The organism is Streptomyces sp. AM 2-1-1, from assembly GCF_029167645.1.
GTDB lineage: Bacteria > Actinomycetota > Actinomycetes > Streptomycetales > Streptomycetaceae > Streptomyces.
Map to the genome: position 1 here is coordinate 5195677 of NZ_CP119147.1, position 26557 is coordinate 5222233.

At 74.7% G+C, this 26557-nt stretch carries 23 protein-coding genes; 5 read left to right on the forward strand and 18 right to left on the reverse strand.

All coding sequences use genetic code 11. From position 1 onward, the window contains the following. Window positions 1–211: 211 nt before the first annotated feature. Complete coding sequence (locus tag PZB77_RS22720) at window positions 212–2353, forward strand: bifunctional glycosyltransferase 87/phosphatase PAP2 family protein (RefSeq protein ID WP_275494465.1); 2142 nt, start codon at window positions 212–214, stop codon at window positions 2351–2353. 116 nt (window positions 2354–2469) lie between these two features. Here the strand turns inward: PZB77_RS22720 and PZB77_RS22725 are convergent, their stop codons facing one another. The 7 genes from PZB77_RS22725 to PZB77_RS22755 form a co-directional block, all read right to left on the reverse strand. Next, window positions 2470–2907, reverse strand: coding sequence for a transglycosylase SLT domain-containing protein (locus PZB77_RS22725; protein WP_275494466.1), 438 nt, complete (start codon window positions 2905–2907; stop codon window positions 2470–2472). 270 nt (window positions 2908–3177) lie between these two features. Further along, on the reverse strand, window positions 3178–4089 hold the full coding sequence (locus PZB77_RS22730; RefSeq protein WP_275494467.1) for an ECF transporter S component: 912 nt from the start codon (window positions 4087–4089) through the stop codon (window positions 3178–3180). After that, complete coding sequence (locus tag PZB77_RS22735; protein ID WP_275494468.1) at window positions 4086–5858, reverse strand: ABC transporter ATP-binding protein; 1773 nt, start codon at window positions 5856–5858, stop codon at window positions 4086–4088. Before PZB77_RS22735 ends, PZB77_RS22730 begins: the two co-directional genes overlap by 4 nt. Then, a complete protein-coding gene (locus tag PZB77_RS22740) occupies window positions 5855–6991 on the reverse strand; it encodes a CbiQ family ECF transporter T component (protein ID WP_275494469.1) in 1137 nt (378 codons plus the stop codon). Before PZB77_RS22740 ends, PZB77_RS22735 begins: the two co-directional genes overlap by 4 nt. After that, a complete protein-coding gene (locus PZB77_RS22745) occupies window positions 6988–7656 on the reverse strand; it encodes an SCO2322 family protein (RefSeq protein ID WP_275496171.1) in 669 nt (222 codons plus the stop codon). Before PZB77_RS22745 ends, PZB77_RS22740 begins: the two co-directional genes overlap by 4 nt. Window positions 7657–7721: 65 nt before the next feature. After that, window positions 7722–8996: a prenyltransferase/squalene oxidase repeat-containing protein gene (locus PZB77_RS22750; RefSeq protein WP_275494470.1), complete on the reverse strand. Its 1275-nt coding sequence runs from the start codon at window positions 8994–8996 to the stop codon at window positions 7722–7724. Window positions 8997–9306: 310 nt separating this feature from the next. Continuing rightward, window positions 9307–9912, reverse strand: a complete 606-nt coding sequence (locus PZB77_RS22755; protein WP_275494471.1) for a TetR family transcriptional regulator — start codon at window positions 9910–9912, stop codon at window positions 9307–9309. A gap of 162 nt (window positions 9913–10074) precedes the next feature. Between PZB77_RS22755 and PZB77_RS22760 the strand changes: the two genes are divergently transcribed. The 3 genes from PZB77_RS22760 to PZB77_RS22770 all read left to right on the forward strand — a co-directional run bounded on the left by PZB77_RS22760 (window position 10075) and on the right by PZB77_RS22770 (window position 13254). Further along, window positions 10075–11388, forward strand: coding sequence for a glycosyltransferase family 4 protein (locus PZB77_RS22760; RefSeq protein ID WP_275494472.1), 1314 nt, complete (start codon window positions 10075–10077; stop codon window positions 11386–11388). Window positions 11389–11452: 64 nt separating this feature from the next. Beyond that, window positions 11453–12184, forward strand: coding sequence for a class I SAM-dependent methyltransferase (locus PZB77_RS22765; RefSeq protein ID WP_275494473.1), 732 nt, complete (start codon window positions 11453–11455; stop codon window positions 12182–12184). Continuing rightward, window positions 12181–13254 (forward strand): prenyltransferase, encoded by a 1074-nt coding sequence (locus PZB77_RS22770; protein WP_275494474.1) that lies wholly within the window; start codon window positions 12181–12183, stop codon window positions 13252–13254. Before PZB77_RS22765 ends, PZB77_RS22770 begins: the two co-directional genes overlap by 4 nt. Before the next feature lie 74 nt (window positions 13255–13328). Here PZB77_RS22770 and PZB77_RS22775 read toward each other — a convergent pair whose 3' ends face one another. From PZB77_RS22775 to PZB77_RS22795, 5 genes are all read right to left on the reverse strand, one after another. Continuing rightward, window positions 13329–13622 carry a hypothetical protein gene (locus tag PZB77_RS22775; RefSeq protein ID WP_275494475.1) on the reverse strand — a complete coding sequence of 98 codons (294 nt, stop codon included), beginning with the start codon at window positions 13620–13622 and terminating at the stop codon, window positions 13329–13331. A 241-nt stretch (window positions 13623–13863) separates the two neighbouring features. Next, entirely contained in the window at window positions 13864–14724 is an 861-nt protein-coding gene (locus PZB77_RS22780) for a DUF5336 domain-containing protein (RefSeq protein ID WP_275494476.1), read from the reverse strand. A 201-nt stretch (window positions 14725–14925) separates the two neighbouring features. Beyond that, entirely contained in the window at window positions 14926–15792 is an 867-nt protein-coding gene (locus PZB77_RS22785; RefSeq protein ID WP_275494477.1) for an N-acetylmuramoyl-L-alanine amidase, read from the reverse strand. 23 nt (window positions 15793–15815) lie between these two features. Beyond that, a complete protein-coding gene (locus tag PZB77_RS22790) occupies window positions 15816–16403 on the reverse strand; it encodes a class I SAM-dependent methyltransferase (RefSeq protein ID WP_275496172.1) in 588 nt (195 codons plus the stop codon). Between the two features lie 200 nt (window positions 16404–16603). Next, a complete protein-coding gene (locus PZB77_RS22795; protein WP_275494478.1) occupies window positions 16604–18517 on the reverse strand; it encodes an MFS transporter in 1914 nt (637 codons plus the stop codon). A gap of 418 nt (window positions 18518–18935) precedes the next feature. Here PZB77_RS22795 and PZB77_RS22800 point away from each other — a divergent pair, with 418 nt between their 5' ends. Then, window positions 18936–20387 carry a DHA2 family efflux MFS transporter permease subunit gene (locus tag PZB77_RS22800; RefSeq protein WP_275494479.1) on the forward strand — a complete coding sequence of 484 codons (1452 nt, stop codon included), beginning with the start codon at window positions 18936–18938 and terminating at the stop codon, window positions 20385–20387. 21 nt (window positions 20388–20408) lie between these two features. On the opposite strand, the gene PZB77_RS22805 is transcribed toward PZB77_RS22800, so the two are convergent. The 6 genes from PZB77_RS22805 to PZB77_RS22830 all read right to left on the reverse strand — a co-directional run bounded on the left by PZB77_RS22805 (window position 20409) and on the right by PZB77_RS22830 (window position 26461). Next, window positions 20409–21041 (reverse strand): response regulator transcription factor, encoded by a 633-nt coding sequence (locus tag PZB77_RS22805; protein WP_275496173.1) that lies wholly within the window; start codon window positions 21039–21041, stop codon window positions 20409–20411. Window positions 21042–21135: 94 nt separating this feature from the next. Further along, a complete protein-coding gene (locus PZB77_RS22810) occupies window positions 21136–21903 on the reverse strand; it encodes a DUF2071 domain-containing protein (RefSeq protein ID WP_275494480.1) in 768 nt (255 codons plus the stop codon). Between the two features lie 4 nt (window positions 21904–21907). Next, on the reverse strand, window positions 21908–23053 hold the full coding sequence (locus PZB77_RS22815) for a sensor histidine kinase (protein ID WP_275494481.1): 1146 nt from the start codon (window positions 23051–23053) through the stop codon (window positions 21908–21910). Between the two features lie 107 nt (window positions 23054–23160). Then, window positions 23161–23895 carry an ABC transporter permease gene (locus tag PZB77_RS22820; RefSeq protein ID WP_275494482.1) on the reverse strand — a complete coding sequence of 245 codons (735 nt, stop codon included), beginning with the start codon at window positions 23893–23895 and terminating at the stop codon, window positions 23161–23163. Then, window positions 23895–24938, reverse strand: coding sequence for an ABC transporter ATP-binding protein (locus PZB77_RS22825; protein WP_275494483.1), 1044 nt, complete (start codon window positions 24936–24938; stop codon window positions 23895–23897). Before PZB77_RS22825 ends, PZB77_RS22820 begins: the two co-directional genes overlap by 1 nt. Before the next feature lie 341 nt (window positions 24939–25279). Then, window positions 25280–26461: a hypothetical protein gene (locus PZB77_RS22830; RefSeq protein ID WP_275496174.1), complete on the reverse strand. Its 1182-nt coding sequence runs from the start codon at window positions 26459–26461 to the stop codon at window positions 25280–25282. Between the last annotated feature and the right edge of the window lie 96 nt (window positions 26462–26557).

Genomic DNA, 26557 nt, shown 5'->3' on the forward strand with positions numbered 1-26557 from the left:
GCCCATCCGACCACCGGGCGGGGAGCGCGGGCAAACCCTTTCGGGGGAGGGATGAGCGAGCCACTGAGGCCGGTGGGGCGCCGGGGGCGCAGGTGGCGGGGCAGGCATTGTTTTGGGCAAAACGATGTGGCGGACAGGCGAAGTGGGGGTTGATGGAGTCTTCCTCGGGGGGCAATGCGAGGCTTCATGGGCACGACCCGTATCCACGGGAATGTGCGTGAAACGGTGGGAGGGTCGGCGCAGCGTGACACATGCGGAACAGAGCGTGCGCGGGAGCGTGGCGGCGGACGCTGGGACGAGGACCGGGACGACCCGGATCGTGCTCTGGCTGATCGTCGGCGTGCTCGCCGTGCGCCAGATGACGGTGGTACTGGGAAAGCCGCCGGGTGAACGGCTGACCGACCTGGAGACCTGGATCGGGGAGAACGGCGTCCTGCGGGTCAAGGGCTCGCTCTACGACACCGACCGCTTCACCGGAACACCGTTCGCGGGGCTCGTCCTGAAACCGCTCGGCACCTCGGCCCAGGAGGCCCTCGGAGTCGCCTGGACCACCGTCTCGCTGCTGCTCGTCGTCGTGGTCGGCATCGTCGCCGCGCGTGCGCTGCCCTCCCCGGTCGGGCGCCGCACCGCGCTCTTCGCCGCTCCCGCCGCGATCACCCTGCTCATGGTGTCGCTGCCGGTGCGCAACACGCTCCACCTCGGGCAGACCAGCATCCTGCCGGTGCTGCTCGTCCTCGTCGGCTGCCTCGCGGTCCGCGACCACCGGGCCCAGGGCGTCCTGGTCGGGATCGCGGCGGCGCTCCAGCCACCGGTCCTGCTCTTCGCGGTCCTGCTCTGGCTGACCGGACGCCGCCGCGCCGCGCTGACCGGCGGCGCCACCTTCGTCGCGCTCACCGCGGTCGCCTGGGCCGCCCTGCCGCACGACTCCTGGACGTACTGGGTCCACCACGTCGCGGGAGCCGGTCTCGGCGGGCCCCCGGACGGCCTGGCCAACCAGTCGCTCCGCGGCGCCCTGCTCCGCCTGGGCCTCGACGGACCGCTGGGGATCGTGGTCCTGCTGGTCCTCGCCGTCGCCGTCGCCGTCCTCGGCCTGCGCCGGGCCGCCCGGTACGCCCGCGACGGGCAACTGCTCCTCGCCGTCGCGGTGACCGGCTGCGTGGCCGTCGCCGTGGCGCCGACCGCCTGGGAGCACCAGCTGCTCTGGGTGCTGCTCGCGGTGGTGGGCCGGGTCGGGAAGCGGGCCTCGGACCGGCTGGTGTGGCCGTCCGTGGTGGTCCTCGCCCTCACGCTGCCCGGGACCATGCTGCTGCCGAACGTCGGGGCCGTCCTCCCGGTGCGCGACAACGTGCTGCTGCTCACCGCGCTCGGCGCGGCCTGCGTGGCCCCGTTCCTGCCCCGCACCTCGCCGTACTGGCTTGAGCCGGTTCCCACCGACTACGCGCGACCGGTGCCGGCGCGGTGGAGCCGGGTGCCGCTGCTGCCGTTCTGGCGCCGGGTGCTGACCCGCCCCAACCTGCTGCTGGAACTCCTGCTCATCCGGGTCGTCTACTCCGCGTACGCCAAGGTCCGCCTGGCCGCCACGGCGGGACGCCCCACCGCCGAGGAGCACGGCCGGCAGGTCCACTCGCTGGAGCGGTGGCTGCACATCGACGTCGAGCACTGGTTCAACCACCAGGTCGCCTCGATCGGCTGGATGCGGGACTTCTTCGACTACTACTACTCGACGTTCCACTTCATCATCCCGCTGACCATCCTCGGGGTGCTCTACGTGCGCCGCCCCGCGGACTACCGCTGGGCCCGCTCCACGATCGGCTTCGCGACCGTGCTGGCCCTGGTCGGCTTCTGGCTCTACCCGCTGGCCCCGCCCCGGCTCATGCCGGGCCTCGGGTTCATCGACACCGTGCACGGCGTCCAGGACTTCTCCCAACCCGACTACGGGACGCTCACCTCGGTCACCAACCAGTACGCGGCCATGCCGTCGCTCCACTTCGGCTGGTCGCTGTGGTGCGGGCTGATGATCATGATCCTCGCGCCGAAGGTCTGGATGAAGCCGCTGGGGCTGCTCCACCCGTTCTTCACCCTCTGCGCCATCGTGGGCACCGGCAACCACTGGATCCTCGACGCGGCCGGCGGCGCGCTCGTCGTCTCGCTCGGTTTCCTGCTGACCCACGTCCTGGCGGGCCCCCGCCGGCTGCTCGCCCCGGACCGGGACGGCCGGGCGGCGGACGGCAAGACCGTCGGCGACGGTGACGATCCGCCCCCGGTGGAGACACCCGTCCCGGCGCCCCGGCCCCTCGCGGGGAGTACGGGCGGCAACGGCGGTACGGCGGGCGCCGGCGCGGCCCGGGAGTGAGCCGCCGCACCCGGGGCGAGGGGCCCCGGGTGTCCGGACACGGCGAAGCCCGGGCCGGGACCTCGGTCAGAGGTCCCGGCCCGGGCTCCGTCACACGGGCTGGTGGGCCGGCCGGCTCAGTACCAGCTGTTGGCCTGCCAGAAGTCCCACGCGCCGCACGGGCTGCCGTAGCGCTCGTTCATGTAGTTCAGGCCCCACTTGATCTGGGTGGCCGGGTTGGTCTTCCAGTCGGAACCGGCGGAAGACATCTTGGAGGCGGGCAGGGCCTGGACCAGGCCGTACGCGCCGGAGGAGGCGTTGGTGGCGCTCGGGTTCCAGCCACTCTCGTGCGACACGATGTTGCTGAAGCACTGGAACTGGGCGCTGTCACCGATCATCTGCTGCGCCGTGGCCTGCGCACCGGACGCACCGGTCGTCGCGGCGGGCGTGGCGGCCGACGCCGTACCGGCGCCGATGGCCAGGCCACTGCCACCGAGGAGTACGGCGGCGCCGGCGAGGACGGTCTTGCGGCCTGCGATGCGGGGCTGGGCGAGGAAACGACGGGCGAACGACACGGAGAAACCTAACGTCGGGGGCAGGAGACGTCGCAGCCGGCTCTGTGGTGCGTGACCGGGGTGTCCCCACCGGGGCCCTGGTGACCGTAGGACGATCGACCGGGCCACCGAGGTGTTCGGCGACGAGCTCCATGGTTAGCCCTGCCGTCCGGCGGACGCAATGACCCCCCGACGGGCGCCGTACGGCCCCGGGTCGGACCTCGGGCCCAAGGTCCCGAACCGGGACGAAAGTCAGTCGTGGCAGGTCAGAGCCGCTGCGACGGGGGCGGTTCACTCACCGGTGTCACTACTATCCGGCTTGGGGGAGGACCAAGTACCTGTGGGGGTCCTCACTCCGCCGGGACCCTCGAATGTGACCTGGGCCTCGAAGGAGGCGCGCCGCGTCGCGCGGCGCAGCGCCCGCAGCAGCACCGGTCCCACGGTGAGCGTCAGCACCACGGTCAGGGCCGCCCGGCCCAGGTCCCAGCCGAGCGAGGTGGTCACGCAGTACGCCAGGAACCGCACCAGGTTCTCGTGCACCGGGTCGCCCGCCACGAAGGAGATCCCCGAGCCCAGGCCGGGCACGATCGTCCAGCCGTAGAGGTTCATCACCGTGCCGTAGAGCAGGGAGGCGAGCGCCCCGTACCCGGCGAGCAGGGCCGTCTCCGCCCGGCCGCGCAGCCGCTCCGGCGCCGGCAGGAGCCCCGCGCCCATGGTGAACCAGGCCATCGACAGCATCTGGAACGGCATCCACGGCCCCACCCCACCGGTGAGCAGCGCCGACGCGAACATGGTCACCGCGCCCAGTACGAAGCCGAAACCGGGCCCCAGCACCCGCCCGCTGAGCACCATCAGGAAGAACATCGGTTCCAGCCCGGCCGTCCCGGCGCCCAGCGGGCGCAGGGCGGCGCCGACCGCCGCGAGCACCCCGAGCATCGCGACCGCCTTCGCGTCCAGGCCGGCGTCCGCGATCGTCGCCACGGCCACCGCCACCAGCAGCGGCAGCAGCGCGCCGAAGAGCCAGGGGGCGTCCGCCGCGTGCGCGGTGCCGAACGCGGGCCCGGCGAGCAACGGCCACCCGAAGGCCGCCACCCCCACCGCGCCGACCAGCACCAGCGCCGCTACCGAACGCGGGCCCAGCCGGATGGGCCGGCTCCGCCGGATGTCCCGTTCGGGCCGCCCGGTCCGTGGATGGCCCGTCACAGGTCCGCCTCCAGGGCCGTGCGGACCTGGCTCACGGTCAGCCACTCCTGCGGGGCGAGGACCTTCGCCGTCTGCGGGGCGTACGCGGGGGAGGAGACCACCACCTGCCCGGTCGGGCCGTCCGCGACGACCTCCCCGCCGGCCAGGATCACCACCCGGTGCGCCAGCTCCGCCGCCAGCTCCACGTCGTGCGTGGCCAGCACGATCGCGTGGCCGTCGGCCGCCAGCTCGCGCAGCACGTCCACCAGCCGGGCCTTCGCCGCGTAGTCGAGCCCCCGGGTCGGCTCGTCCAGCAGGATGAGCGGCGGCCGGGCGGTCAGGACGAGGGCGAGTGCCAGGGTCAGCCGCTGGCCCTCGGAGAGGTCACGGGGATGGGTGGCGTCGGGCACACCCGGGAGCAGCCGGGAGACGATGGCCCGGCAGCTGCCCGCCGGGGCACCGGCGTCGGCGTCGGCCGCCGCGCACTCGGCGGCGACCGTCTCCGCGTACAGCAGATCGCGTGGCTCCTGCGGCACCAGCCCGACCCGGCGCACCATCGTGCGCGGGTCCGTGCGGGACGGTTCCAGTCCGCCCACCCGGACCCGTCCGGCGGTGGGCGGGACCATGCCCACGAGCGCGCCGAGCAGGGTCGACTTCCCGGCGCCGTTGCGGCCCATCAGGGCCACCGCCTCCCCGGCCCGCACCTCCAGGGTCACCGCGCGCAGCGCCTCCACCCGGCCGCGCCGCACACCGAGGGCCTCGACGTGCGCCAGAGGGCCGGCGGTGTCCGCGGCCCGCCCGGCCGGAACGGACGGAGCGGCCGGGCGGGCACGCCGGAGCCCGAGGAACCCGGAGCGCGGCGCGGGCGCCGGCGGAGGACTCCCCGAAGCACGCAGGTGTGCGCCGTCCACGCCGGGCGCGGGAGGCGTGCGACGCCCCGGACCCGCGGGCGGCGGGGCCGGCAGGGGCGACCGGGCGGCCAGCCGCTCCCGCAGCCCGCCCGCCCGTCGCCGTGCGTCCCGTACGGAGAGCGGCAGCGGGTCCCAGCCCGCCAGCAGCCCCAGTTCGGCGACGGGCGGCCGGACCGGCGAGACGGCCATGATCTCGGCCGGCATCCCCACGACCGGCGCGGCCCCCGGCGCGGGCAGCAGCACGACCCGGTCCGCGTACTGCACCACGCGCTCCAGCCGGTGCTCGGCCATCAGCACGGTCGTGCCCAGGTCGTGCACGAGTCGCTGGAGCACCGCGAGGACCTCCTCGGCCGCGGCCGGGTCCAGCGCGGAGGTCGGCTCGTCGAGCACCAGCACCTTCGGGTGCGGGGTCAGCACCGAACCGATCGCGACCCGCTGGCGCTGGCCCCCGGAGAGGGTGGCGATCGGCCGGTCCCGCAGCTCCGCCAGCCCCAGCAGATCCAGGGTCTCCTCCACCCGGCGGCGCATCACGTCCGGGGCGAGCCCCAACGACTCCATGCCGTAGGCGAGTTCGTCCTCGACGGTGTCGGTGACGAAGTGCGCGGACGGATCCTGGCCCACCGTCCCCACCAGATCGGCGAGTTCGCGCGGCTTGTGGGTGCGCGTGTCCCGCCCGTCGACCGTGACCCGGCCGCTCAGCGTCCCGCCGGTGAAGTGCGGCACGAGCCCCGGCACCGCGCCGAGCAGCGTCGACTTGCCGACCCCGGAAGGGCCGACGAGCAGCACCAGCTCGCCCTCCGGCACCGTCAGATCGACCCCCGACAGGGTGGGCCCGGCCGCGCCCTCGTACCGCAGGGAGACCTGCTCGAACCGGATCACGGACTCTCCTTCGGATACGGCGGTACGGGGGCGACGAACGCGGGCAGCAGCCCCACCAGGACCCCCGCCGCGGGCCACAGCGGCAGCACCGGCGGGGTGGGCGGTACGACACCGGGCCGCAGCGCCGCCGGGTCGACGGCGCCGGCCCGGACCATCGCGGCGGCCACCAGCACGCCCGAGCCGGCCACCAGCCACGCCCGCACCCCCCACCGGTCGGGCCGGTAGCGGGTGCGCACCGAACGCCGTCCGCCGAGGCGCAGCCCGGCCATCGCCGCGAGGAGCCCCGCCAGCAGCAGCGGCAGCCCGTAGAGGGCGCCCTCGGCGGCGAGCAGCCCGTACGTGCCGGCGCACACCCCCAACAGGCCGCCGAGGGTGAGGACGTTCGTGGTGCGCCGGACCCGGGCCGGCACGTGGGCGGTCCGCCCGTACCCGCGCGCGTCCATCGAGGCGGCCACCGCCACCGACCGCTCCAGCGCACCCTCCAGCACCGGCAGGCCGATCTGCGCGACCGCCCGGATCCCGCCGGTGGGACGGCCCCGCAGCCGCCGGGCGGTGCGCAGCCGCGCCACGTCTGCGACCATGTTCGGCGCGAACGTCATGGCGACGACGACCGCCACCCCGGCCTCGTAGAGCGCTCCGGGCAGCGACTTCAGCAACCGGGCGGGACTGGCGAGGGAGTTGGCGGCGCCGACACAGATCAGCAGGGCGGCCATCCGCGCCCCGTCGTACCACGCGAAGAGCATCTGCTCCCCGGTCACCCGGCCGCCGATCCGGACGCCCCGCGCCCAGCCGGGCAGCGGCACCTCCGGGAGGGTGAAGAGGGTGTGGGTGCCCGGGATCGAGGACCCGAGGAACGCCGAGAACAGCAGCCGCACCCCGACGACGAAGAGCCCCAGCTTGACGAAGGCCGCGTACGAACGGGCCCACGGCGCGTCCGTACGGCGGGCGGCGACCACGAAGCCCGCCACCCCCACGAGCAGCCCGAGAAGCAGCGGATTGGTGGTACGGGACGCGGCGGTCGCCAGCCCCAGCGCCCACAGCCACCACGCGCCGGCGGGCAGCGCGTTGCTCCGGTGCGCCCCGGGCGCGCGCAGACCGCGCACGCGCCCCACCGAGGCGGAGGTACGGCTCATCGCCGGCGGCGCGCCCGGAGGACACCCGCCGCGCCGAGGACCAGAACGGCACCGATGCCGGCGAGGACACCCACCGCGGGGCCACCGCCGTCACCGTCCGCCGGTGCGGCGGCGGAGGACGCCGGGGCGGTCGCGCTCCCGGACGCCGTGGCGGTGGACGCGGGCGGGGCGTCGCCCGCGTCGCCGGCGATCTGCTCGCCGCAACCGGACACCGGGTAACCCGAGATGGCGCAGAGCAGCGCGGCACTGTCGTACCGCAGCGGCTTGGCGACCGACGCCAGCGCGTCGGCGGTGCTCGCGTCCGGGGCGACCCGGGCACAGGCGGTGCGCGGCGCGGGCGGGCGCTCACCGGCGGGGGCGTCTGCCGCCGTTCCGGGGTCGATGACCAGCGCGACGCGCTTGCCGCCGTCCTTCACGGGGGTGTCCCCGCAGACGGCGGCGAAGTCGGGGGTCCGGCGCGGCCGGGCCGCGTCGCCGGAGTCCTCGCTCACCGAGAACCGGAAGCCCTGCACCGCCCCGTCCCCGGGCCGGACGAGCGAGGGCCCCTGGGTGGCGTACGTCCAGCGGGAACCGTCGCCCTCCCAGAACGACCAGTAGCGGTACCCGGCCGCCTGCGCGGTGCCCGCGGCGCAGAGCGACACGGCCGCCGCGAGCGCCGTCAGCAGGGCGAGGGCCGCCGCACGGCGGACGCCCGCCCCGCCCGGGTACCGGAGCCGGGCCCATCGCCCGGTCACCGGCCGGCGTCCTTGGCCTTGCGCCGGCTGCTGAGCAGGAAGCCGATGCCCGCACCGACGGCGAGGCCGACGCCCACCATCCACCACACGCCGACGCCGGAGCTGCCGGTGGAGGCGGCGGCGGGCTGCGCGCCGGTCGGGGTGGGGGAGGGGAGCGCGGTGGCGGCCGGCGCCGGGCCGGTCGCGTTGAGCCGGGCGACGAGGTCGGTGCCGCCGAAGTCGCGGGCGTCGGTGCCGGTGGCGTGCGCCGCGAGGATCAGCTGCGCGTACGCGGCCGGCCCGGACTGCTCCGCCCACGCTCCGGAGTTCTTCTCCAGCCAGGCCACGGCGGACGCGGCCTTGTCGCGGTGGCCGGAGGCGGCCAGCGCCACGACGGCGTCGGCGGTGTTGCCGAAGTCGGGCTGCGGCGTGGTGGTGTCGGAGCCCGGCATGGGCGCCTGGTCGAGGTGGCCGGAGCCGGCGAGCGCGGCGGTCAGCCAGTGCGCGCCGTTCTGCGCGGTCTGTTCGGCGGTGAGACCGGTGCCCGGGGTGCAGGCGGGGGCCGTGCCGGCGTTGGAGCTGCCGGCCGCCAGGCCCTTGCCCATGGTGCCGAGCACCGCGGCCGCCGTGGCGTCCGCGTTGGCGACGAGCGCGCCCTTCTTGTCCGGCTGGTAGGCGAACGCGCCACCGTCCTCGCCGCCGCACGGCAGCGCGAGGCCGCGCAGCAGGTCGTACGGGGTGTGCCCGGCCGGGGACGTCATGTCGGCCAGCTTCTTGCCGGCCCGCGCGAAGGCGCCGACGACCACAGCGGTCGAGTTCGCGTCGCTGGGGCTGCCGGCGGAGTATCCCCAGCCGCCGTCGTCGTTCTGCACCGACGCCAGCCAGTCGATGGCGTTCTCCACGGCCGGCTTCTCACCGGTCAGCTCGGCCAGTGCCTGCACGGCGGCGGCGGTGGCGTTGGTGTCCGCCGTCGTCGACGCGTCGCAGGGCTCGCGGACGTCGCGGTAGGAGGCGAAGGCACCGCTGTCGCACTGCTGGCGCCTCAGCCAGTCCACCGCCTCGACGGACGGGGTGACGTACTCGATCTTCTGGGCCAGGAAGGCCAGCGACTGCCGCCAGACGCCGTCGTACGTCGGGTCGGAGGTGCCGTAGAGCCCGGCGTGCGGGTCGGCGGGCACGGCGGCGGAGACGGACGGCGACGGACTCGGGGAGGCCGCCGTCGCCGCCGGGGCGGCGAACGCCAGGAGCACGGCGGTGGTCGCGAGCGCGGCTGCGCTGCGGCGTACGGTCATGACGGGCGAGGGCCTCTCCTGCGGGGGCCGGTCGCGGGCACGCGACCGTGCCGGACTCGGCTCCGTCCGTTGCGACGGATTGCGGGCCACCGGACCTCCCGGCGGCATCGGTCGTTCGCACCCGCGCACCGGATTCCGCCCGGTGGGCGGGCGGCTCGCGGACGGCGACGGCCCGGTGGGAACCGGAGCCGTGCGGGGAGCCGCGACCGGTTTCGCGCCGGCTTCCTCGTGAGGGCGAGATGAACGACGGGTTCACTCTACCGGGGGAGTGCGTGCCCCCTTCGAGGCCGGTCTCCCGCGGGGGCGGAGCTCACGGACCGGTGGCCGGGGGGTCGAGCAGCCGGCAGACCGTCTCGATGTCGGTCCGCACCTGCGCGGCCGGGGCACGGCCGGACAGCCAGCAGGTGAGGGTGGCGTGCCAGGTGTGCTCGACCACCCGTACCGCAGACGCCTGCCCGGCGTCCGGTTCCGGCCACCCGGCCGCGTCCAGGACGATCTCCGTCACCAGCAGTGAGACCGCGTCCACCTCGGTGCTCACACTGCGGTCCGCGGACGTCAGCGCCCGCAACATGGCGTCCGCGAGTTCCGGTTCGCGCCGCAGGGCCCCGAAGGCGCGCAGCAGGGTCGCGGCGGCCCGCTCACCGGCGGTCTCCCCGGCGGGCGGGCGGTCCGCCAGCGTGGTGCGCAGCAGCCGCAGCCGGTCGTGCAGGGTGGCGACCAGCAGGTGCGACTTGGACGGGAAGTAGCGGTAGAGCGTGCCGAGGGCGACGCCGGCGGCCTCCGCGACCTCGCGCATCTGCACGGCCTCGAAGCCGCCCCGCCCGGCCAGCTCGGCGGTGGCGTCGAGGATGCGGACGCGCCGGGCCCGCTGGCCCGGGGTGAGGGGGAGCGCGGGCGGCCGGGCGTCAGCGGTCATGAGTCCCCTCCGTGCCGTGGCGTGAATCACCTGGTCCGCTCGTCACACCGACGCTACCTGCCGGTAGATTCGATCCCTATTGGACGGGCCGGTCTGAAACTTGTTCCAGATTATCGGCAGCGGTTACGCTCCGGCGAAACGCAGTGACGAAGGGGGCCGGGAGTGACCGCCGAGGCCATGGAGACGGACCCCAGCGCGGGACACGACACCTCCGCGCGGGTGGACGAGCGCCCGTTGCGGATCGCCCTCCTCACGTACAAGGGCAACCCCTTCTGCGGGGGACAGGGCGTCTACGTGCGCCACCTCGGCCGCGAACTGGCCCGCCTGGGCCACAGCGTCGAAGTGATCGGCGCCCAGCCCTACCCGGTGCTCGACGAAGGCGTCCCGCTCACCGAACTGCCCAGCCTCGACCTCTACCGGCAGCCCGACCCGTTCCGGACGCCCGGGTGGGGCGAGTACCGCGACTGGGTCGACCTCGCCGAAGTCGCCACCATGTGGACCGGCGGCTTCCCCGAGCCCCTCACGTTCTCGCTGCGGGCCGGACGTCATCTGCGCTCCCGGCGCGGCGACTTCGACGTCGTCCACGACAACCAGACGCTGGGTTACGGGCTCCTCGGCGACCTCGGCGCCCCGCTCGTCACCACCATCCACCACCCCATCACCGTCGACCGCCGGCTCGACCTGGCCGCCGCCCCCACCCGGCTCCGCGCCCTCTCCGTACGCCGCTGGTACGGCTTCACCCGCATGCAGAAGCGGGTCGCCCGCCGGCTGCCCCACGTCCTCACCGTCTCCGGCTCCTCCCGCCAGGAGATCGTCGACGACCTCGGGGTGCGCCCCGACCGCGTCGACGTCGTCCACATCGGCGCCGACACCGACCTCTGGTCGCCCGACCCCTCGGTCCCCGAGGTGCCGGGACGGATCGTCACCACCTCCAGCGCCGACGTCCCCCTCAAGGGGCTCGTCCACCTCGTGGAGGCGCTCGGCAAGGTCCGGGCCGGCCACCCCGGCGCCCACCTCGTCGTCGTCGGCAGGCGCGCCGAGGACGGGCCCGTCGCCCGGGCCATCGAACGCCTCGGCCTGGCGGGCGCCGTCGAGTTCGTCAAGGGCATCAGCGACGCCGAACTCGTCGACCTGGTGCGCGGCGCCCAGGTCGCCTGCGTCCCCTCGCTCTACGAGGGCTTCTCGCTGCCCGCCGCCGAGGCTATGGCCACCGGCACCCCGCTCGTCGCCACCACCGGCGGCGCGATCCCCGAGGTCACCGGCCGCGACGGGGAGAGCTGCCTCGCCGTGCCGCCCGGCGACCCCGACGCCCTCGCGGGCGCCCTCACCCGGCTGCTCGACGACCCCGAGCTGCGGGCCCGGCTCGGCGCGGCCGGCCGCGCCCGGGTGCTGGCCCGCTTCACCTGGGCCAGAGCGGCGGCCGGCACCGCCGACCTCTACCGCCGGGCCATCGCCGCCCGAGGGGCGCGCACGTGACCTCGCCCCCCTCCACCGCCGACCGTGCCCCCGCCCGTACCACCGACCTCGAAGGCAGGCCCCCGTGCTGACCGTCGACTTCACCCGCTTCCCGCTCGCCGCCGGCGACCGTGTGCTCGATCTCGGCTGCGGCGCAGGCCGGCACGCCTTCGAGTGCTACCGGCGCGGTGCCCGGGTGGTGGCGCTGGACCAGAACGCCGAGGAGATCCGCGAGGTCGCCAGGTGGTTCGCCGCGATGGAGTCCGAAGGCGAGGCACCGGCCGGCGCCACCGCCACCGCCATGGAGGGCGACGCCCTCAACCTGCCCTTCCCCGACGCCTCGTTCGACGTCGTCATCATCTCCGAGGTGATGGAGCACATCCCCGACGACAAGGGCGTTCTCGCCGAGATGGTCCGCGTCCTCAAGCCGGGCGGCCGCATCGCGATCACCGTGCCCCGCTACGGCCCCGAGAAGGTCTGCTGGTCCCTCTCCGACGCGTACCACGAGGTCGAGGGCGGTCACATCCGGATCTACAAGGCCGACGAACTCCTCCGCAAGATCCGCGAAGCCGGCCTGAGGCCGTACGGCACCCACCACGCGCACGCCCTGCACGCGCCCTACTGGTGGCTCAAATGCGCCTTCGGCGTGGACAACGACAAGGCCCTGCCGGTCCGCGCCTACCACAAGCTGCTGGTGTGGGACATCATGAAGAAGCCCGCCGTGACCCGGGTCGCCGAGCACCTGCTCAACCCGGTCGTCGGAAAGAGCTTCGTGGCGTACGCGACGAAGCCGCACCTCCCGAAGGCAGACGTGTGACCCTCCCCGAGCAAACCGAACACCTCGTCCTGCCGGGCGTCATGACGGCGGGTCAGGCCACCGAGACCGTCGCCGCACTGCTCGCCGTACAGCGCGAGGACGGGGCGCTGCCCTGGTTCCGCGGCCACCACCTGGACCCCTGGGACCACACCGAGACCGCGATGGCGCTCGACGCGTCGGGGCAGCACGAAGCCGCCGAGCGGGCCTACGAGTGGCTGGCGCGCCACCAGAACGAGGACGGCTCCTGGTACGCCGCCTACCACGACGGCGACCCGCAGCGGCCCACCGACCTCGGCCTGGAGTCGAACTTCTGCGCCTACGTGGCGGTCGGCGTCTGGCACCACTACCTCGCCACCGGAGACGACGCGTTCGTCGACCGGATGTGGCCGATGGTCTTCGCGGCGGTCGAGTTCGTCCTCGGTCTCCAGCAGCCCGGCGGCCAGATCGGCTGGAAGCGCGAGGCCGACGGCACCCCCGTCACCGACGCGCTGCTGACCGGATCCTCCTCGGTCCACCACGCCCTGCGCTGCGCCCTCGCGCTCGCCGAGCGACGCGAAGAGCCCCAGCCGGACTGGGAACTGGCGACCGGCGCGCTCGCGCACGCCATCGTCGCGCACCCGGAACGCTTCCTGGACAAGGGCCGCTACTCCATGGACTGGTACTACCCGGTCCTCGGCGGCGCGGTCACCGGCGCGGCCGCGCAACAGCGCATCGACGAGCGCTGGGACGAGTTCGTCGTCCCGGGCCTCGGGGTGCGCTGCGTACTGCCCAACCCGTGGGTCACCGGCGGCGAGAGCTGCGAACTCGCCCTCGCACTCTGGGCGATGGGCGAGTCCGACCGGGCCCTGGAGATCCTCCAGTCCATCCAGCACCTGCGCGAACCCGGCGGCCTCTACTGGACCGGCTACGTCTTCGAGGGAGAACGCGCCTTCTGGCCCGAGGAACTGACCACCTGGACCGCCGGTTCGCTGCTGCTCGCGGTGGCCGCGCTCGGGGGGGACGAGGCGACCACCGCGGTCTTCGGGGGAGAACGTCTGCCGCGGGGCCTGGAGCCCGACTGCTGCTCCTGACCCCGGGCGACGGCCGTGCACACGCGTCGACCGCAGGGGATGCGCGGGGTCTTCCGGGGGTCGTGCGGGGTGGATCAGGTACGCCGGAGGCGGCCCGCCACCGCATGACCGACGAAGAGGTAGACGGCGGCGGCCAGCCCGTAACCGGCGACCACCCGCGCCCACGCCTCGTCGAAGGTGAACAGGTCGTACGACCAGCCGGCCAGCCATCGGGCGGAGTCCTGTACGAACTGCACCAGCTCGTTGCCCCTGTTGGCGTCGAGCAGGTACATCAGGATCCACAGAATGATGATGAAGGCCATGATGTCCGCGATGACGGCGATCGCGCGCCCCGCGGTGCTGCTTCCTGAGCCTCGTCTGTAGGACATGCACACCGGATTGCCGCTGCCTCCGGACTGAAACCCGTTGGCCCGAACCCGCTTTCGACCCCGCGCGCCCGGGCCGGCGCGGGCGCGGATGCCGCCGCCCGTCGCCCGTCCGGAGCGCGACCGTGTCCCGGTGAGGGCCGGAACCCCCGAACGCGCACGCCAGAAGGCCCCCGGGCCACCGCTGGAGGAGCGGTGGCCCGGGGGCCTTCCCGGTGTCACACGGCGTACGGGGCGGGCGGGATCAGCCGCGCTGGATGCCCGAGGTGTCCTGGAGGACGCCACGGCGGCCGTCCTGCGTCTGCGCGACCAGGCTCTGACCGCGCTGCTCGACCGCGAGGTACCAGGTACCGGGTGCCAGCTCGGCGATCTGGCCGGACGACCCGTCCTCACCGAAGAGCGGACGGGTCACCGGGACCGCGAACCAGAACGGTGTGAAGTCGCCGCCCGTGGAACCGCCGGCCTGCGGGGACTGCGGGGACTGCGGGGACTGCGGCGCCTGGGCGGCGTGCGGGGCCGACTGGCCCGGCTGAGCGCCGAACGGCTGGGACTGACTGGTCTGCGGGGTGCCCGGCTGCGCACCGAAGGGCTGCTGCTGACCCGGGTAGCCGTACCCCTGGCCCTGCGGCTGGGCGCCGTACGGCGACTGGCCGGCCCCGGCCGCGACCGGGCGGGGGCCCGACGACAGCGGAGCCTTGAGCGCGGGAACCAGCGGTCCGGCGACCGCCGCACCGGCGAGCACCAGGGTGGCCAGCAGGCCGAGGATCAGCCCGGCACCCGCGTCACCGGCGTCGATGGTCGTCCAGAACGCGGTCCACAGCGCGAAGACGGTCAGGGCGGCGCCGAACTGCCCGAGGTCGAGGCCGAGGATCTTGCGGCCCGGCGTCGAGCGGCTCACGATCAGCAGCGCCGCTCCGATGACGCCGGCCAGGAAGATGCTCATGAGAAGCGAGAGCGAATCCCAGGCGTTCGTGCTGTCGAAGCCCGAGCAGTCGACACCACGGGGGCAGTCGTAGCTGGAGAGGTCGAGGAAGGAGGCGATGAACAGCACGACCGCTGCTCCGATCACCACGCCGTCGCCTCTGGAGAGGGAGCGGATATTCACGTGAAGGTCCTTAGTCGGTCGTCTCGTCGGGACGGTCGTCGCTGCGCCCGGGGCCGTCCCGCGGGCGCGCCGAGAAGCCCGGGGCGGCTCCCCATCGTACGGATGAATCTATCGTCTGCCCGGGCGGGTTGGCCCCCGGCTTGCGGGACAGGGCGTCATCCCCCCGAATTCACCGCGGGGCCACCCCGTCCCGCCGCGGAACTACCGCTCCAGGAAGGCGGTGATGCCGTCGCTGATGCCCTCGGCGGCCCGCTGCCGCCAGTGCGCGTCCGTCAGCAGGGCGGCGTCCTTCGGATCGCGCATGTTGCCGCATTCGACGAACACCTTCGGCACCGTCGACATGTTGAGCCCGCCGAGGTCGTCGCGCACGTCCAACCCGGTACCGCCACCGATGTAGTTGGACGCCGCGCTTCCGGTGGACGCCACGAACTTCCCGGCGATACGGGTGCCGAGCTCGCGGGAGGGACCCACGATCCGCGAGGTGTCCGCCGCCCCGTCCCGTACGGGGGCGGGCAGGATCACGTGGAACCCCCGGTTGCCCTCGGCCGAACCGTCCGCGTGGACGGAGACCACCGCATCGGCCTTCGCCGCGTTGCCGATCCGGGCGCGCTCGTCCACGCAGGGGCCGTACGCGCGGTCGTCGTCGTAGGTGAGGACCACCTCGGCGCCCTCGGACTTCAGCAGGTCGCGCATCCGGTGGGCGACGTCCAGGGTGAACCGGGCCTCCGCGTAACCGGAGTCGGTGGACGTCCCCGTCGTGTCGCACTCCTTGTGGCCGGTGCCGATGTCCACCTGGCGCGCGATCTCGCGGGTGTGCTCGTGGTTGTGCGGGTTGTGACCGGGGTCGATCACCACCGTCCGGCCGGACAGCGGCCCCAAAGGCGCGGAAGCCGCCGGCGCGGTCGCGGACGGCGCCCCGGTCCCCGGCTGCGGCCGCGCCTTCACCTCCGTGCCGCCGCACCCGGTGAGGGGCAGCAGGCAGAGCACGGCGAGCGCGGCGGCGCGGACGGCCCGGCCGCCTGCCGGACGTGCGGCGGGCGGGACCGGGGGATCGCTTCGGTACGGCACGCGGGCGATGGTACCGACGGCTCTCAGATCCCCCGACCGGTGCGGCGCAGCACGCGCAGCGACTCGGTCGCGGAGATCTCGGCGAACGCGCCGCAGGAGAGCGCGCGCTGATGCACCCGGTACGGCGCCTGCCCGCCGTCCGCGGGATCGGGGAACACGTCGTGGATCACGAGCAGACCGCCCTCGGCGAGGTGCGGCGCCCAGCCCTCGTAGTCGCCGTTCGCGTGCTCGTCGGTGTGGCCGCCGTCGATGAAGACCAGGCCGAGCGCACCGCCCCAGACCGCCGCGACCTGCGGGGACCGCCCCACGAGGGCGACCACGTGGTCCTCCAGGCCCGCTGCGTGCAGGGTCCGGCGGAACGTCGGCAGCGTGTCCATCCGGCCCACCTCGGGATCGACCAGGGACGCGTCGTGGTACTCCCAGCCCGGCTGCTGCTCCTCGCTGCCCCGGTGGTGGTCGACGGTGAGCGCGGTCACCCCCGCGCTGCGGGCCGCGTCGGCGAGGAGGAGGGTGGAGCGTCCGCAGTAGCTGCCGACCTCCAGGAGGGGCAGCCCGAGCCGCGCGGCGTCGGCGGCGGCCGCGTACAGCGCCAGGCCCTCCCGTACCGGCATGAATCCCTTGGCCCGTTCGAAGGCGGCGAGCACCGCCTCGTCGGGACGGGCCCCGGGGTCGGCGACGGGGGCGGCGGACTCGGCGGCCACGGGTTCCTCCAGGTGGTACGGGTGTGTCGACGGCGGCCCCATCGTGCCGCACGCCCCCGCCGGGCCGCCCGGCGGGGGCGTGCGGCACGTGGTGCCGAGGGGTCGGCCGGTCAGACGCGGCGCTCCGGCACGGGTGCCTCCGGAGCCGTGCGGACCGCCCCGGCTCCCCGCGGAACCCCGGCGCGGTGCTGCCCGGGGGCGGCGGTCAGGACGAGGTCGGCCACCACGGGTCGTCCGTCCGCCGCACACACGGCGGGCCGGGCGCGGGGTGCGTACCCGGCGGCGGTCGCGACCAGCACGTGACCCGTTCCGGGGGCGGCGGCCAGTGCGTACCGCCCCTCGTCGTCGGCGACGGCGCGGCCGGCCTGCCGGCCCTGCCGGTCGACGAGGGTCACGGTGGCCCGGGCCACCGGTCCGCCCGCCCCGTCCAGCACCCGGCCCCGGAGATCGCCGGAACCGGCGACGGCCGGGGGCCCGCCGGCGGACGGCGCGGACGCCCCGCCGTGCAGGACGGCCTCGATCGCGACCAGCGCCTCGGCCTCCGCGAGCAGCGCCTCGCTCTCACTGTCGGCGACCAGCACCAGGCGCGGGGCCGGGCGCTGCGGGGGCAGGAACGCGGCCAGCACCAGACCGACCAGGACCGCCCCCGTCGCGATCACGAAGGACGTCCGGAACCCCTCCATCGAGGGAACCGCCACGCCACCCCTGTGCACGGAGGTGTTTGCCAGCACCATGCCGATCACGGCGCTCGACGCCGAGGTGCCGATCGACCGCATCAGCGTGTTGAGGCCGTTGGCGGCGCCGGTCTCGGAGGCGTCCACCGCCCCGATGATCAGCGCGGGCAGGGAGGAGTACGCCAGCCCGATGCCGGCGCCCAGCACCGCGGAGACCACCACGGTCTGCCAGGCCGCCTCCATCAGGAGCGTCCCGGCACCGTAGCCGACCGCGATGACCAGCAGGCCGATCATGAGGGAGACCTTCGGGCCGCGCCGGGCCGCTATCCGCGCGTACACCGGAGCGGTGAACATCATCGTCAGGCCCAGCGGCGCCATGCACAGCCCGGCGACCACCATGGACTGGCCGAGACCGTACCCGGTGGAGGTCGGCAGCTGGAGCAGCTGCGGGACGACCAGCGAGACGGCGTAGAACGAGATGCCCACCATGATCGAGACGAGGTTGGTCAGCAGCACCTCGCGCCGGGCGGTCGTCCGCAGGTCCACCAGGGGCGCGGCGACCCGGAGTTCGTACAGGCCCCACACCACCAGGATCAGCAGGGCACCGGCGATCAGACCGAGCGTGAGCGGCGCCGTCCATCCCCACTCGCTGCCCTTGGTGACGGGCAGCAGCAGGCAGACCAGCCCCAGGGAGAGACCTGCGGCACCCGCGTGGTCGAAGGTGCCGGGAGCGCGCAGCGGCGGCTCCGGCACCAGGAAGAACGTCAGCACCAGGGCGACCACACCGACCCCCGCCGAACCGAGGAAGAGCGCGTGCCAGTCGGCGTGCTGGGCGACCAGCGCCGCCCCGGGCATACCGAGCCCGCCGCCCACCCCGATCGAGGAACTCATCAGCGCCATCGACGAGCCGAGCTTCTCCGGAGGCAGCTCGTCCCGCATGATGCCGATCCCGAGCGGGATCGCACCCATGGCGAATCCCTGGAGCGCCCGGCCGACGATCATGACGACGAGGTCGTCGGTGAACGCGCAGACGAGCGAGCCGATCACCATCACGGTCAGGCTGGCGAGCAGCATCCGCCGCTTGCCGTGGAGATCGCCGAGCCGCCCCATGATCGGGGTGGACACGGCACCGGCGAGCAGGGTCGCCGTCATCACCCAGGTCGCGTTGGACTGGGCGGTGTGGAGGAGAGCCGGCAGATCCTTGATGACGGGTACGAGCAGGGTCTGCATCACCGCCACGGTGATGCCCGCGAAGGCCAGTACGGGGACGAGCGCTCCCCTGCGCTCCTTGGTCTCCTGGTGCGGACCGGGACTTCCCCCGGTGATCCGTTCGTTCGTCGTCCGTCGCATACGTGCGCCTTCCGGGCGGCATCGATCACCGGAGGGACCCCCCAAGTGCATGTATGCCGAACGTTTCTGGCGGAGGCGGTATTCCCGACCCGCGGGAGAAACTCCACTCAACGCCAGGGGCGGGGCGTCGGGGCGGCCCGGTGGCCGGACCCGATCCGGCCGACGGCTGCGGGCGCGCCGGGGGCGGTTGCTATCTTCGGCGGCCATGACCAGTGATTCCGCCGACGCGGCGGCTCCCGCGCAGGCCCCCGGGACCGCGCCGAGCGGCGAACGGCCCACCGTGTGCGGTGGCGTGAAGGACTCCGAACCCCTCCCCGTTTCCGCCCCCGCCGGTCCCGGAGCCGTAGGACCAAGGACCGACCCGGGTCCCGACCCCGCCCCGTGTACGCGCGGAGCGGCGCCGGGGACGATGGCGGGCATGGCAGACCTCTCTCTCGACGACGTTTCCTCCGAGACCCGCCCGGACACCCGCCGGCTGAGGCCCCGCACCTGGGCGGCGGTGGTCGCGGCCTGCACGGGGCAGTTCCTCGTCGTGCTCGACGTGTCGGTCGTCAATGTGGCGTTGCCGTCGATGCGGAGCGACCTCGGGCTGAGCGCCGCCGGACTCAGCTGGGTCCTCAACCTCTACTCGATCGCGTTCGCCGGCTTCATGCTGCTGGGCGGCCGGGCCGCCGACCTCTTCGGCCGCAAGCGGATGTTCCTCGTCGGTCTCGGGCTCTTCACCGCGGCCTCGCTCGCGGGCGGACTGGCCCAGGAGGGCTGGCAGTTGCTGGCCGCCCGCGCCGGGCAGGGGCTCGGTGCCGCCGTGCTCTCGCCGGCCACTCTCACGCTCCTGACCGCCGCACTCCCGGAGGGTCCGGCGCGCGTGCGCGCGATAGGCACCTGGATGGCGGTGGGCGCGGGCGGCGGAGCGGCCGGCGGACTGATCGGCGGGATCCTCACGGACCTGCTCTCCTGGCGCTGGGTCCTGCTGATCAACGTGCCCGTCGGCGCCCTGGTCCTGGGCGGCGCCGTGTTCCTGCTCGCCGAAGGCCGGGGCGGCCGACGTCGCCGGATCGACCTGCCGGGGGCGGTCCTCGTCACCGCGGGCCTCGCCGTCCTCGCCTACGGCATCGTGCAGACCGAAGCGGCCGGCTGGACGGCCCCCGAGACGCTGGTGCCCCTGCTCGGCGGAGTGGCCCTGCTCGGCGCATTCGTGCTGGTCGAGTCGCGTACGGCCGCCCCCCTGATGCCCCTGCGGGTGCTCGGCGTACGGGCCGTGGCCTCGGCCAACGCGGCGATGCTGCTGCTCGGCTCGGCGACCTTCTCGATGTGGTACTTCATGACCGTGTACACGCAGAACGTGCTCGGCTACACCCCTCTGCAGGCCGGGCTCGCCCTGCTGCCCACCTCCGTCGCGATCGTCCTCGGCTCGAAGCTCGCCCCACGCTTCATGGCGCGCACCGGTGCGAAGCCGATGGCCCTCACCGGCGTCCTCCTCACCGTCGCGGGCTTCGGCTGGCAGTCCACCCTGGGCGCGGACAGCACCTACGCGACCGGCATCCTGATGCCCGGCGTCCTGATGGCCTTCGGCATGGGCTTCGTCTCCACCCCGCTCGCTTCCCTCGCCACCTCGGGCGCCGCGCCCGGGGACGCCGGCCTGGTCTCCGGTCTCGTCAACACCTCCCGGACGATGGGCGGGGCACTCGGACTGGCGGTGCTCTCCACGGTCGCCGCCGCCCGGACCGGAGACTCGACCGCCCCGGCCGACCTCACCGCCGGGTACGCCCTCGCCTTCCGTACGGCCTCCGGGGTGCTCCTGGCGGCGGCCCTCCTGGTGCTCCTGTGGCTGCCCGGCGCGAAGGCGGGACGGGACGCCGGAGGGCGCTGAGCGGCCACCGGGAGAGTGCGGTCAGAGCCAGCCCTGCTGCCGGGCCGCCCGGGCCGCCTCCGTGCGGTTGCGGGTGCCGGTCTTGCCGATCGCGGAGGAGAGGTAGTTGCGGACGGTCGACTCCGACAGGTGCAACCGCCGCGCGATGTCCGCGACCGTCGCCCCGCCGGAGGCGGCGTTCAGGGCGTCCCGCTCGCGGCCGGTCAACGGGCTCGGACCCGCCCCCAGCGCCGCGGCCGCGAGCGCCGGATCGACCACGATCTCCCCGGCCAGCACCTTGCGGATCGCCCCGGCCAACTCCTCCACCGGCCCGTCCTTCACGAGGAAACCGGCGGCGCCCGCGTCCATCGCCCGGCGCAGATAACCCGGGCGGCCGAACGTCGTGAGGATCAGCACCCGGCAATCCGGCACCTGCTCGCGCAGATCGGCGGCGACGTCCAGACCGCTGCGCACCGGGAGTTCGATGTCGAGCAGCGCCACGTCGGGCCGGGAGGTGAGGGCGGCCGGCACGATCTCGTCGCCGGAGCCCACCTGGGCCACCACCTCGAAGTCCGGCTCCAGTCCCAGCAGCAGGGCGAGCGCGCCCCGCATCATGCCCTGGTCCTCGGCGAGCAGGACGCGGACGGACGGGGCGGGCCGGTGGTCCTGCGGCATCTCGGTCACGGGGACGAGGGTAGGGCCGCGCGGCGCGTACCGCCGCCGGTACGGCCTGCGGCTCGGGGCGCGGGGGCGCCCCGGCGCGCCGCGCTCAGGGCGTGGGGATGCCGCCCGGTGCGCGGGGCGGGAACCCGAACCGCACCGGGACCCCCGGCGAGTACAGCACGCTGACGGGTCCCCCGGCCGGCGCGGGGAGCCCCGCCGCCGCTATCAGGTCCTCACCGTGCCCGAGGAGCTCCGCGTGGTGCAGGGGCCAGCGCGGGTGGGTGTTCGGGAGGTAGCGGGAGCGGCCGAAGAAGGTGCTGTGCATGCCCCAGCGCGCGGTCAGGAAGTGTTGGAGCTCCGACGGCTCCTCGACCTGGCCGCCGACGCGCACGGTGATCCGGCTGGACGCGCCGGCCGGCCGGCCCCACCGCCGCCGGCTGGTGTAGGTCACCGTGTCGTGCTCCCGTCGGACGTCCATCTTCGACCACATGTACGGCAGGCCGAACGCGCCCCGTCCGACGGCGACGGGAAGCAGACGGGAGGCGTCGAGCGACCGGAAGACCACGCCGCGCCGGCCGTGGGCGTCCACCGAGTACAGGCGGACGTTGGTCTCCGGGAAGGAGCCGAGATACGGGATCCCCGGCAGGCCGAACCACCCCACGCGGTGCATCCGGAAGGCGACGAGCCCGACGTAGGTGGCGCCGTCCAGCGTGTCCGGCCGGGTGCCGGCGGGAAGCAGCGGGGCGACGAGGGCCGGCTCGACCGCCCAGTGGAGGAAGGTCAGGTCCAGCCAGGACTGGGTGAGCACGGGACGGTCCTCCGCGCGGGGCGGGTCGGCCGTTATCGGTTCGGGGTTCACGTACGGCAGCGCCATGGGTTCAGTCTCCCACCGGCGCACCCGCCGCCGGCTCACCGGGCAGCTCCGCGCGCACGACGAAGCCGCCGTCCGCCCCCGGGGCGGCCCGCAGCGAGCCGCCCGCGAGGGCGAGCCGTTCGGAGAGCCCCGCCAGGCCCGTACCCCCGTAGGCGTAGGAGGGCTCCGACCCGTCCGTTCCGGCGTCCCGGCCCGCCCCGTCGCCGGTCCTGTCCCTGCCGGGGCGCCCGGCGCCGGGGCCGTCGTCGCTCACCGTCAGGCGTACCCGCGCCTCTCCGGAGGTGACGGCGAGCACGCAGCGGGCCGCTCCGCTGTGGCGTACGGCATTGGTCACCGCCTCGCGCACCACCCAGCCCAGCAGCGCTTCGGCGCGCGGGGTCAGCGGCGGCCCCGTGCGGTGGACCTCCCCCTCGATGCCGGCGGCGGCCAACGCCGACAGCGCGCGGTCGAGCTCGCCGGAGAGGCTGCCCGCGCGGTAGCCCGTCACCGCCCCCCGCACCTCGGTGAGGGCCTGCCGGCCGACCGACTCGATGTCCGCGACCTGACCGAGCGCCGCGTCGAGGTCCAGGCGCGCCAGCCGGCGGGCCGCCTCCGACTTCACCACGATCACCGACAGGGTGTGCCCCAGCAGGTCGTGCAGGTCGCGCGAGAACCGCAGCCGCTCCCGCTCCACCGCACCGCGCGCCAACTCGGCCTGAGCGTCGCGGAGTTCCCGCACGGTCTCGGCGAGGGCGAAGAGCGCGGCCGTCACCGCGCCGGAGAGGAACGTGCCGTACCCGATCGTCCACGGGTCCGCGGCGTGGTCCCCGCGCCACAGCGCGACGCCCACCGCGCAGACCGCCAGCCCTCCCAGCCCGAGGGCGAGTCGCCGCCCGCGCAGGATCGTCCCGCACGCCAGGGAGAGCAGGGGGAAGAAGAGCAGCCAGGACCCGCCGTAGCCGATCGCCAGCCCGAAGGTGATCACCGCCATCGCACCGAGCAGCGCCATGGAGACGCGGTCCCGCCGTCCCGGAGCGGCGGACCTCCGGAACACCAGCTGGACGTAGCAGGAGTTGAACAGCAGGACACCCAGCGCCCCCACCCACGGATTAGGGGTCTCGCCCTTCCAGAGGTTGGAGAACGACCCGAGCCCCAGCAGCAGCCACGGCATGAGGGCGTACGGCCCCGGGATCCCGGCGCCGGGCCGCCTCCACCGGAGAAAGGTCCGTCGGGATGCCGGGGAGTGGCAGGGTTCCGGCGCCCGCTCGCCGGCCGCCTTCACAGGGTCCTCGCCGCACGCCGGTACGAGAGGACCGCGTAGCCGCCGAACAACGCCGTCCAGGCGGCGAGCGTGGCGAGGGAGGCGGGGTGCGGCGCCTGGCCGGCGACCGTCGTCCATCCCAGATCGGCGAAGCCGTGCGCGGGCGTGCGGGCGCCGACGCTCCGCATCCAACCGGGCAGGGCGTCCAGCGGGAACCACAGGCCGCCGGCCACCGCGAACCCGGTCATGCAGGCGACGTTGACCACGCCGGTGCCCTGCGGCGTGAGGCGGTAGCCGTTGCCGATGCCGAGCAGGGTGAACGGCAGCGTCCCCAGCCACAGCAGACCGGTCAGCGCCCCCCACTGCCACCAGTCCAGCCGGATCCCGTTCACCAGCGCCCCCGCCAGCAGCACCACGACGATCGCGGGCAGCACGGTCACCGAACCGCTCACCGCCCGCCCCACCACCACCCGCGACGGGGCGAGCGGTGTGATCCTCAACTGCCGCAGCCAGCCCAGGGACTTGTCGGCCGCGATCCCCGTCCCCACCGCCATCGACGAACCGAGCGCCCCGTACGCGGCCATGCCGGTCATCGAGTACGCCTTCCAGTCGTCCTCGCCCGCACCGCCGCCCGCGTCCCCGCCGATGTTGGTGAAGAGCAGGTACATCAGCACCGGCATCCCCGCCCCGAAGACCAGGAACGCGCCGTCGCGCAGGGTCCGGCGGACTTCCAGCATCACGTACGCGTACATCACCGGGTCTCCTTCGGCGCGGCGGCGGGACCCGCCGAGGTCAGAGCGAGGAACGCGTCCTCCAGCGTGGCCCGCGACACGAGCAGCCCGCGGACCGCCCCCATGCCGGCCAGGGCGACGACGGTGGCGTCCGGGTCCGAGGAGCGCAACAGGGCACGCTCTCCCCGGACTTCGACGTGGCAGACGCCCGGCAGGCGCCGCAGTCCGTCGGCCGTGGAGCCCGCCAGGTCGATTCCGACGAGGCCGCCGCCCGCCGCCCGCCGGATGCCGTCCCCGCTGTCGTCCGCGACGATCCGCCCCCGGTCGAGGACGACGATCCGGGCGGCGTTCCCGTCCGCCTCCTCCAGATGGTGCGTGGAGAAGAGCACGGTGTTGCCGCGCGCCGCGAAGGCCCGCATCGAGTCCCAGAACGCCCGGCGGGCCTCCACGTCCAGCGCGGCCGTCGGCTCGTCCAGCACGACCAGCCGGGGATTGCCCGCCAATGCGACCGCGAACCGCACCCGCTGGGTCTGCCCACCGGAGAGCTTGTCGACGCGGCGGTCCGCGAACTCCGCGGCCCCCGCCAGCCCGAGCACCTCACCGAGCGCCATCGGCGCGGGGTAGGTGGATGCCACGAAACCGACCAACTCCCTCACGGTCACCCGGGGAATCGGCCTGCCGTCCTGGAGCATCGCGCCCACCAGTCCCGCCCGCACCGCCTGCCCGGGCGCCCGGCCGAAGAGCTCCACCGACCCCTCGTCGGCGTCGTCGAGACCCAGCAGCAAGCCGATGGTCGTCGACTTCCCGGCGCCGTTGCGGCCCAGCAGGGCGACCGTCTCCCCGGGCCGGACCGTCAGGTCGACGCCGTCCACCGCCCGGACGGCCCCGCCCGACCGCCCGGCCGTCCGGAAGGACTTCGTCACCCCGGCGAACCGCACCGCCGGCGCGTCCGGACCCCCTCCGCCCGCCGCCACCCGCGCCCCGCTCTCCTCCGCGCCCGTCCCGGCGTCGGCGGCAGCCCCGACCCCGTCGGCGTGCCCGTCCGTCGCCCCCGTTGTTGTCATGGTCCCGACCCTACGGAGAGGGCCGGGGCCGGTGGCAGAGTCGTACGTACGGCTTCCGGCGGTACACATGTCCTGGTTGGCCCCGCCGCGCGGGCGGACGCCCCCGCGCGGCGGGGTAACCACGGCGGCCCCGTGTGCCGGGAGCCCCTCTCAGGGGGCGCACCCGGCGTGGCCCTGGGGGGAACGACGGCGGGGGCCGCCCCGGCCCATCGGCCCGGACGGCCCCCGCCTCGTCGTGGTCTCAGGACACCCCGGTGTCCCCGTGGGCAGCCGGCGGTGCGTAGGTGCGGACATGGTCACCCGCACATGCGAACGTGCCGGCTGCGTAGCCCCGCAGGATTTCAGCCAGACGCCGGGCCGCCGTGCAGGGGCGCCCGTCCCAGCGGAACCGGCCTCCACCCGAGAGGAGACGATCCGGCGGCGGACGGTTGCGTTCCGTCTTCTTCCCCCGTCCCTCGGGAACGCCACAGCCCGCCGTGCGCCTCGTCGGGAAGGTCCCTCGGAGCCTCCAATCGGGCCACTCCGCAGGGCGTGTCCGGTCGCGCGTACGGCAGGCTCAGCACGCCCTCACGGCTCCAGGAACCCGCCCCGGCCAGCCAGCCCGCCGGGGCGGCGAACTGGTGCAGCCGGCGGCCCGCTGGGCGCCAGATCCCGAGCCAACTGCCCGCCGCACCATCGATGCGCAGCGCCACCGCACAGCTCTCCGGCATCAGCATCTGCCCCGGCTGCACCGCGAACGGTGCGACGGACGTGACGGCTGCGGCGCCTGTGACCTCGGTGACGGAGGGATCAGCCGTACGCAAGCACTCCGGAAAGCGCACGGGCAGCGCGCTGCCCAGCACGCCCCAGCCCAGCCGGTCGTGCCCGGGGGCGTCGGACCGGAGCAGGAAGAGCCCGCTGTCCGGTTCGGCGATCAGCAGCCGGTCGTCGCTGTTCGGCGCGATCTGGAGCAACGGTGTCACCTCGCCGCCGCGTTGCAGGTCGACGGCGACCGTCTTCACCGGTCCACCGCCGGGCGGCCGCCGGTCGAGGGCCAGTACGCGGCCCGCGCGGTCGAGCCAGATCCCGCCGGAACAGAGCCCCGGCACATCGGCCACGTGCTCGGGCCCGAACGCGCCGCCCGCCACCAGCCAGACGGAGGTGGTGAAGATGCCGGGCGCCAAGGCGTACACGCGCACCCCGTCCGGAGCCGGTGCGATCAGCGTCATCCGCTCGCACTCCACGGCGCCGAGGGAGAGTTCGCCGGTCCCGGGGCCGGTCGGGTAGAGCAGCGAGAACGCGTGCCGGTCGGCGACCCGCCGCCGGATAAGCACCCGCCCGTCCGCGAGCGGCACCACCTGCGCGTCCGGCTCCTCCGGCTGGTCGAGCGGGAGCGGTACCGCGTACGGCTCCGGGCCGTCGAGCGTCCACCGCTCCGGGTACCAGCCACGCCCCTCCGCCCGGCTGCCGCCGAGCGTGAGGCGGGCCGCGTACGCGCCGTCCGCCGAGAGGGTCAGCGCGCCCGCCGCGTGCGGGGCCCGCACGCCGGGTGCCGCGGGGTGGAAGGCGGCCGGCGGCGGGATCCGGCGGGGAAGGGGAGCGGCCCCGGCCGCGGGAGCGTGCGCGGCGGGACGCAGCGC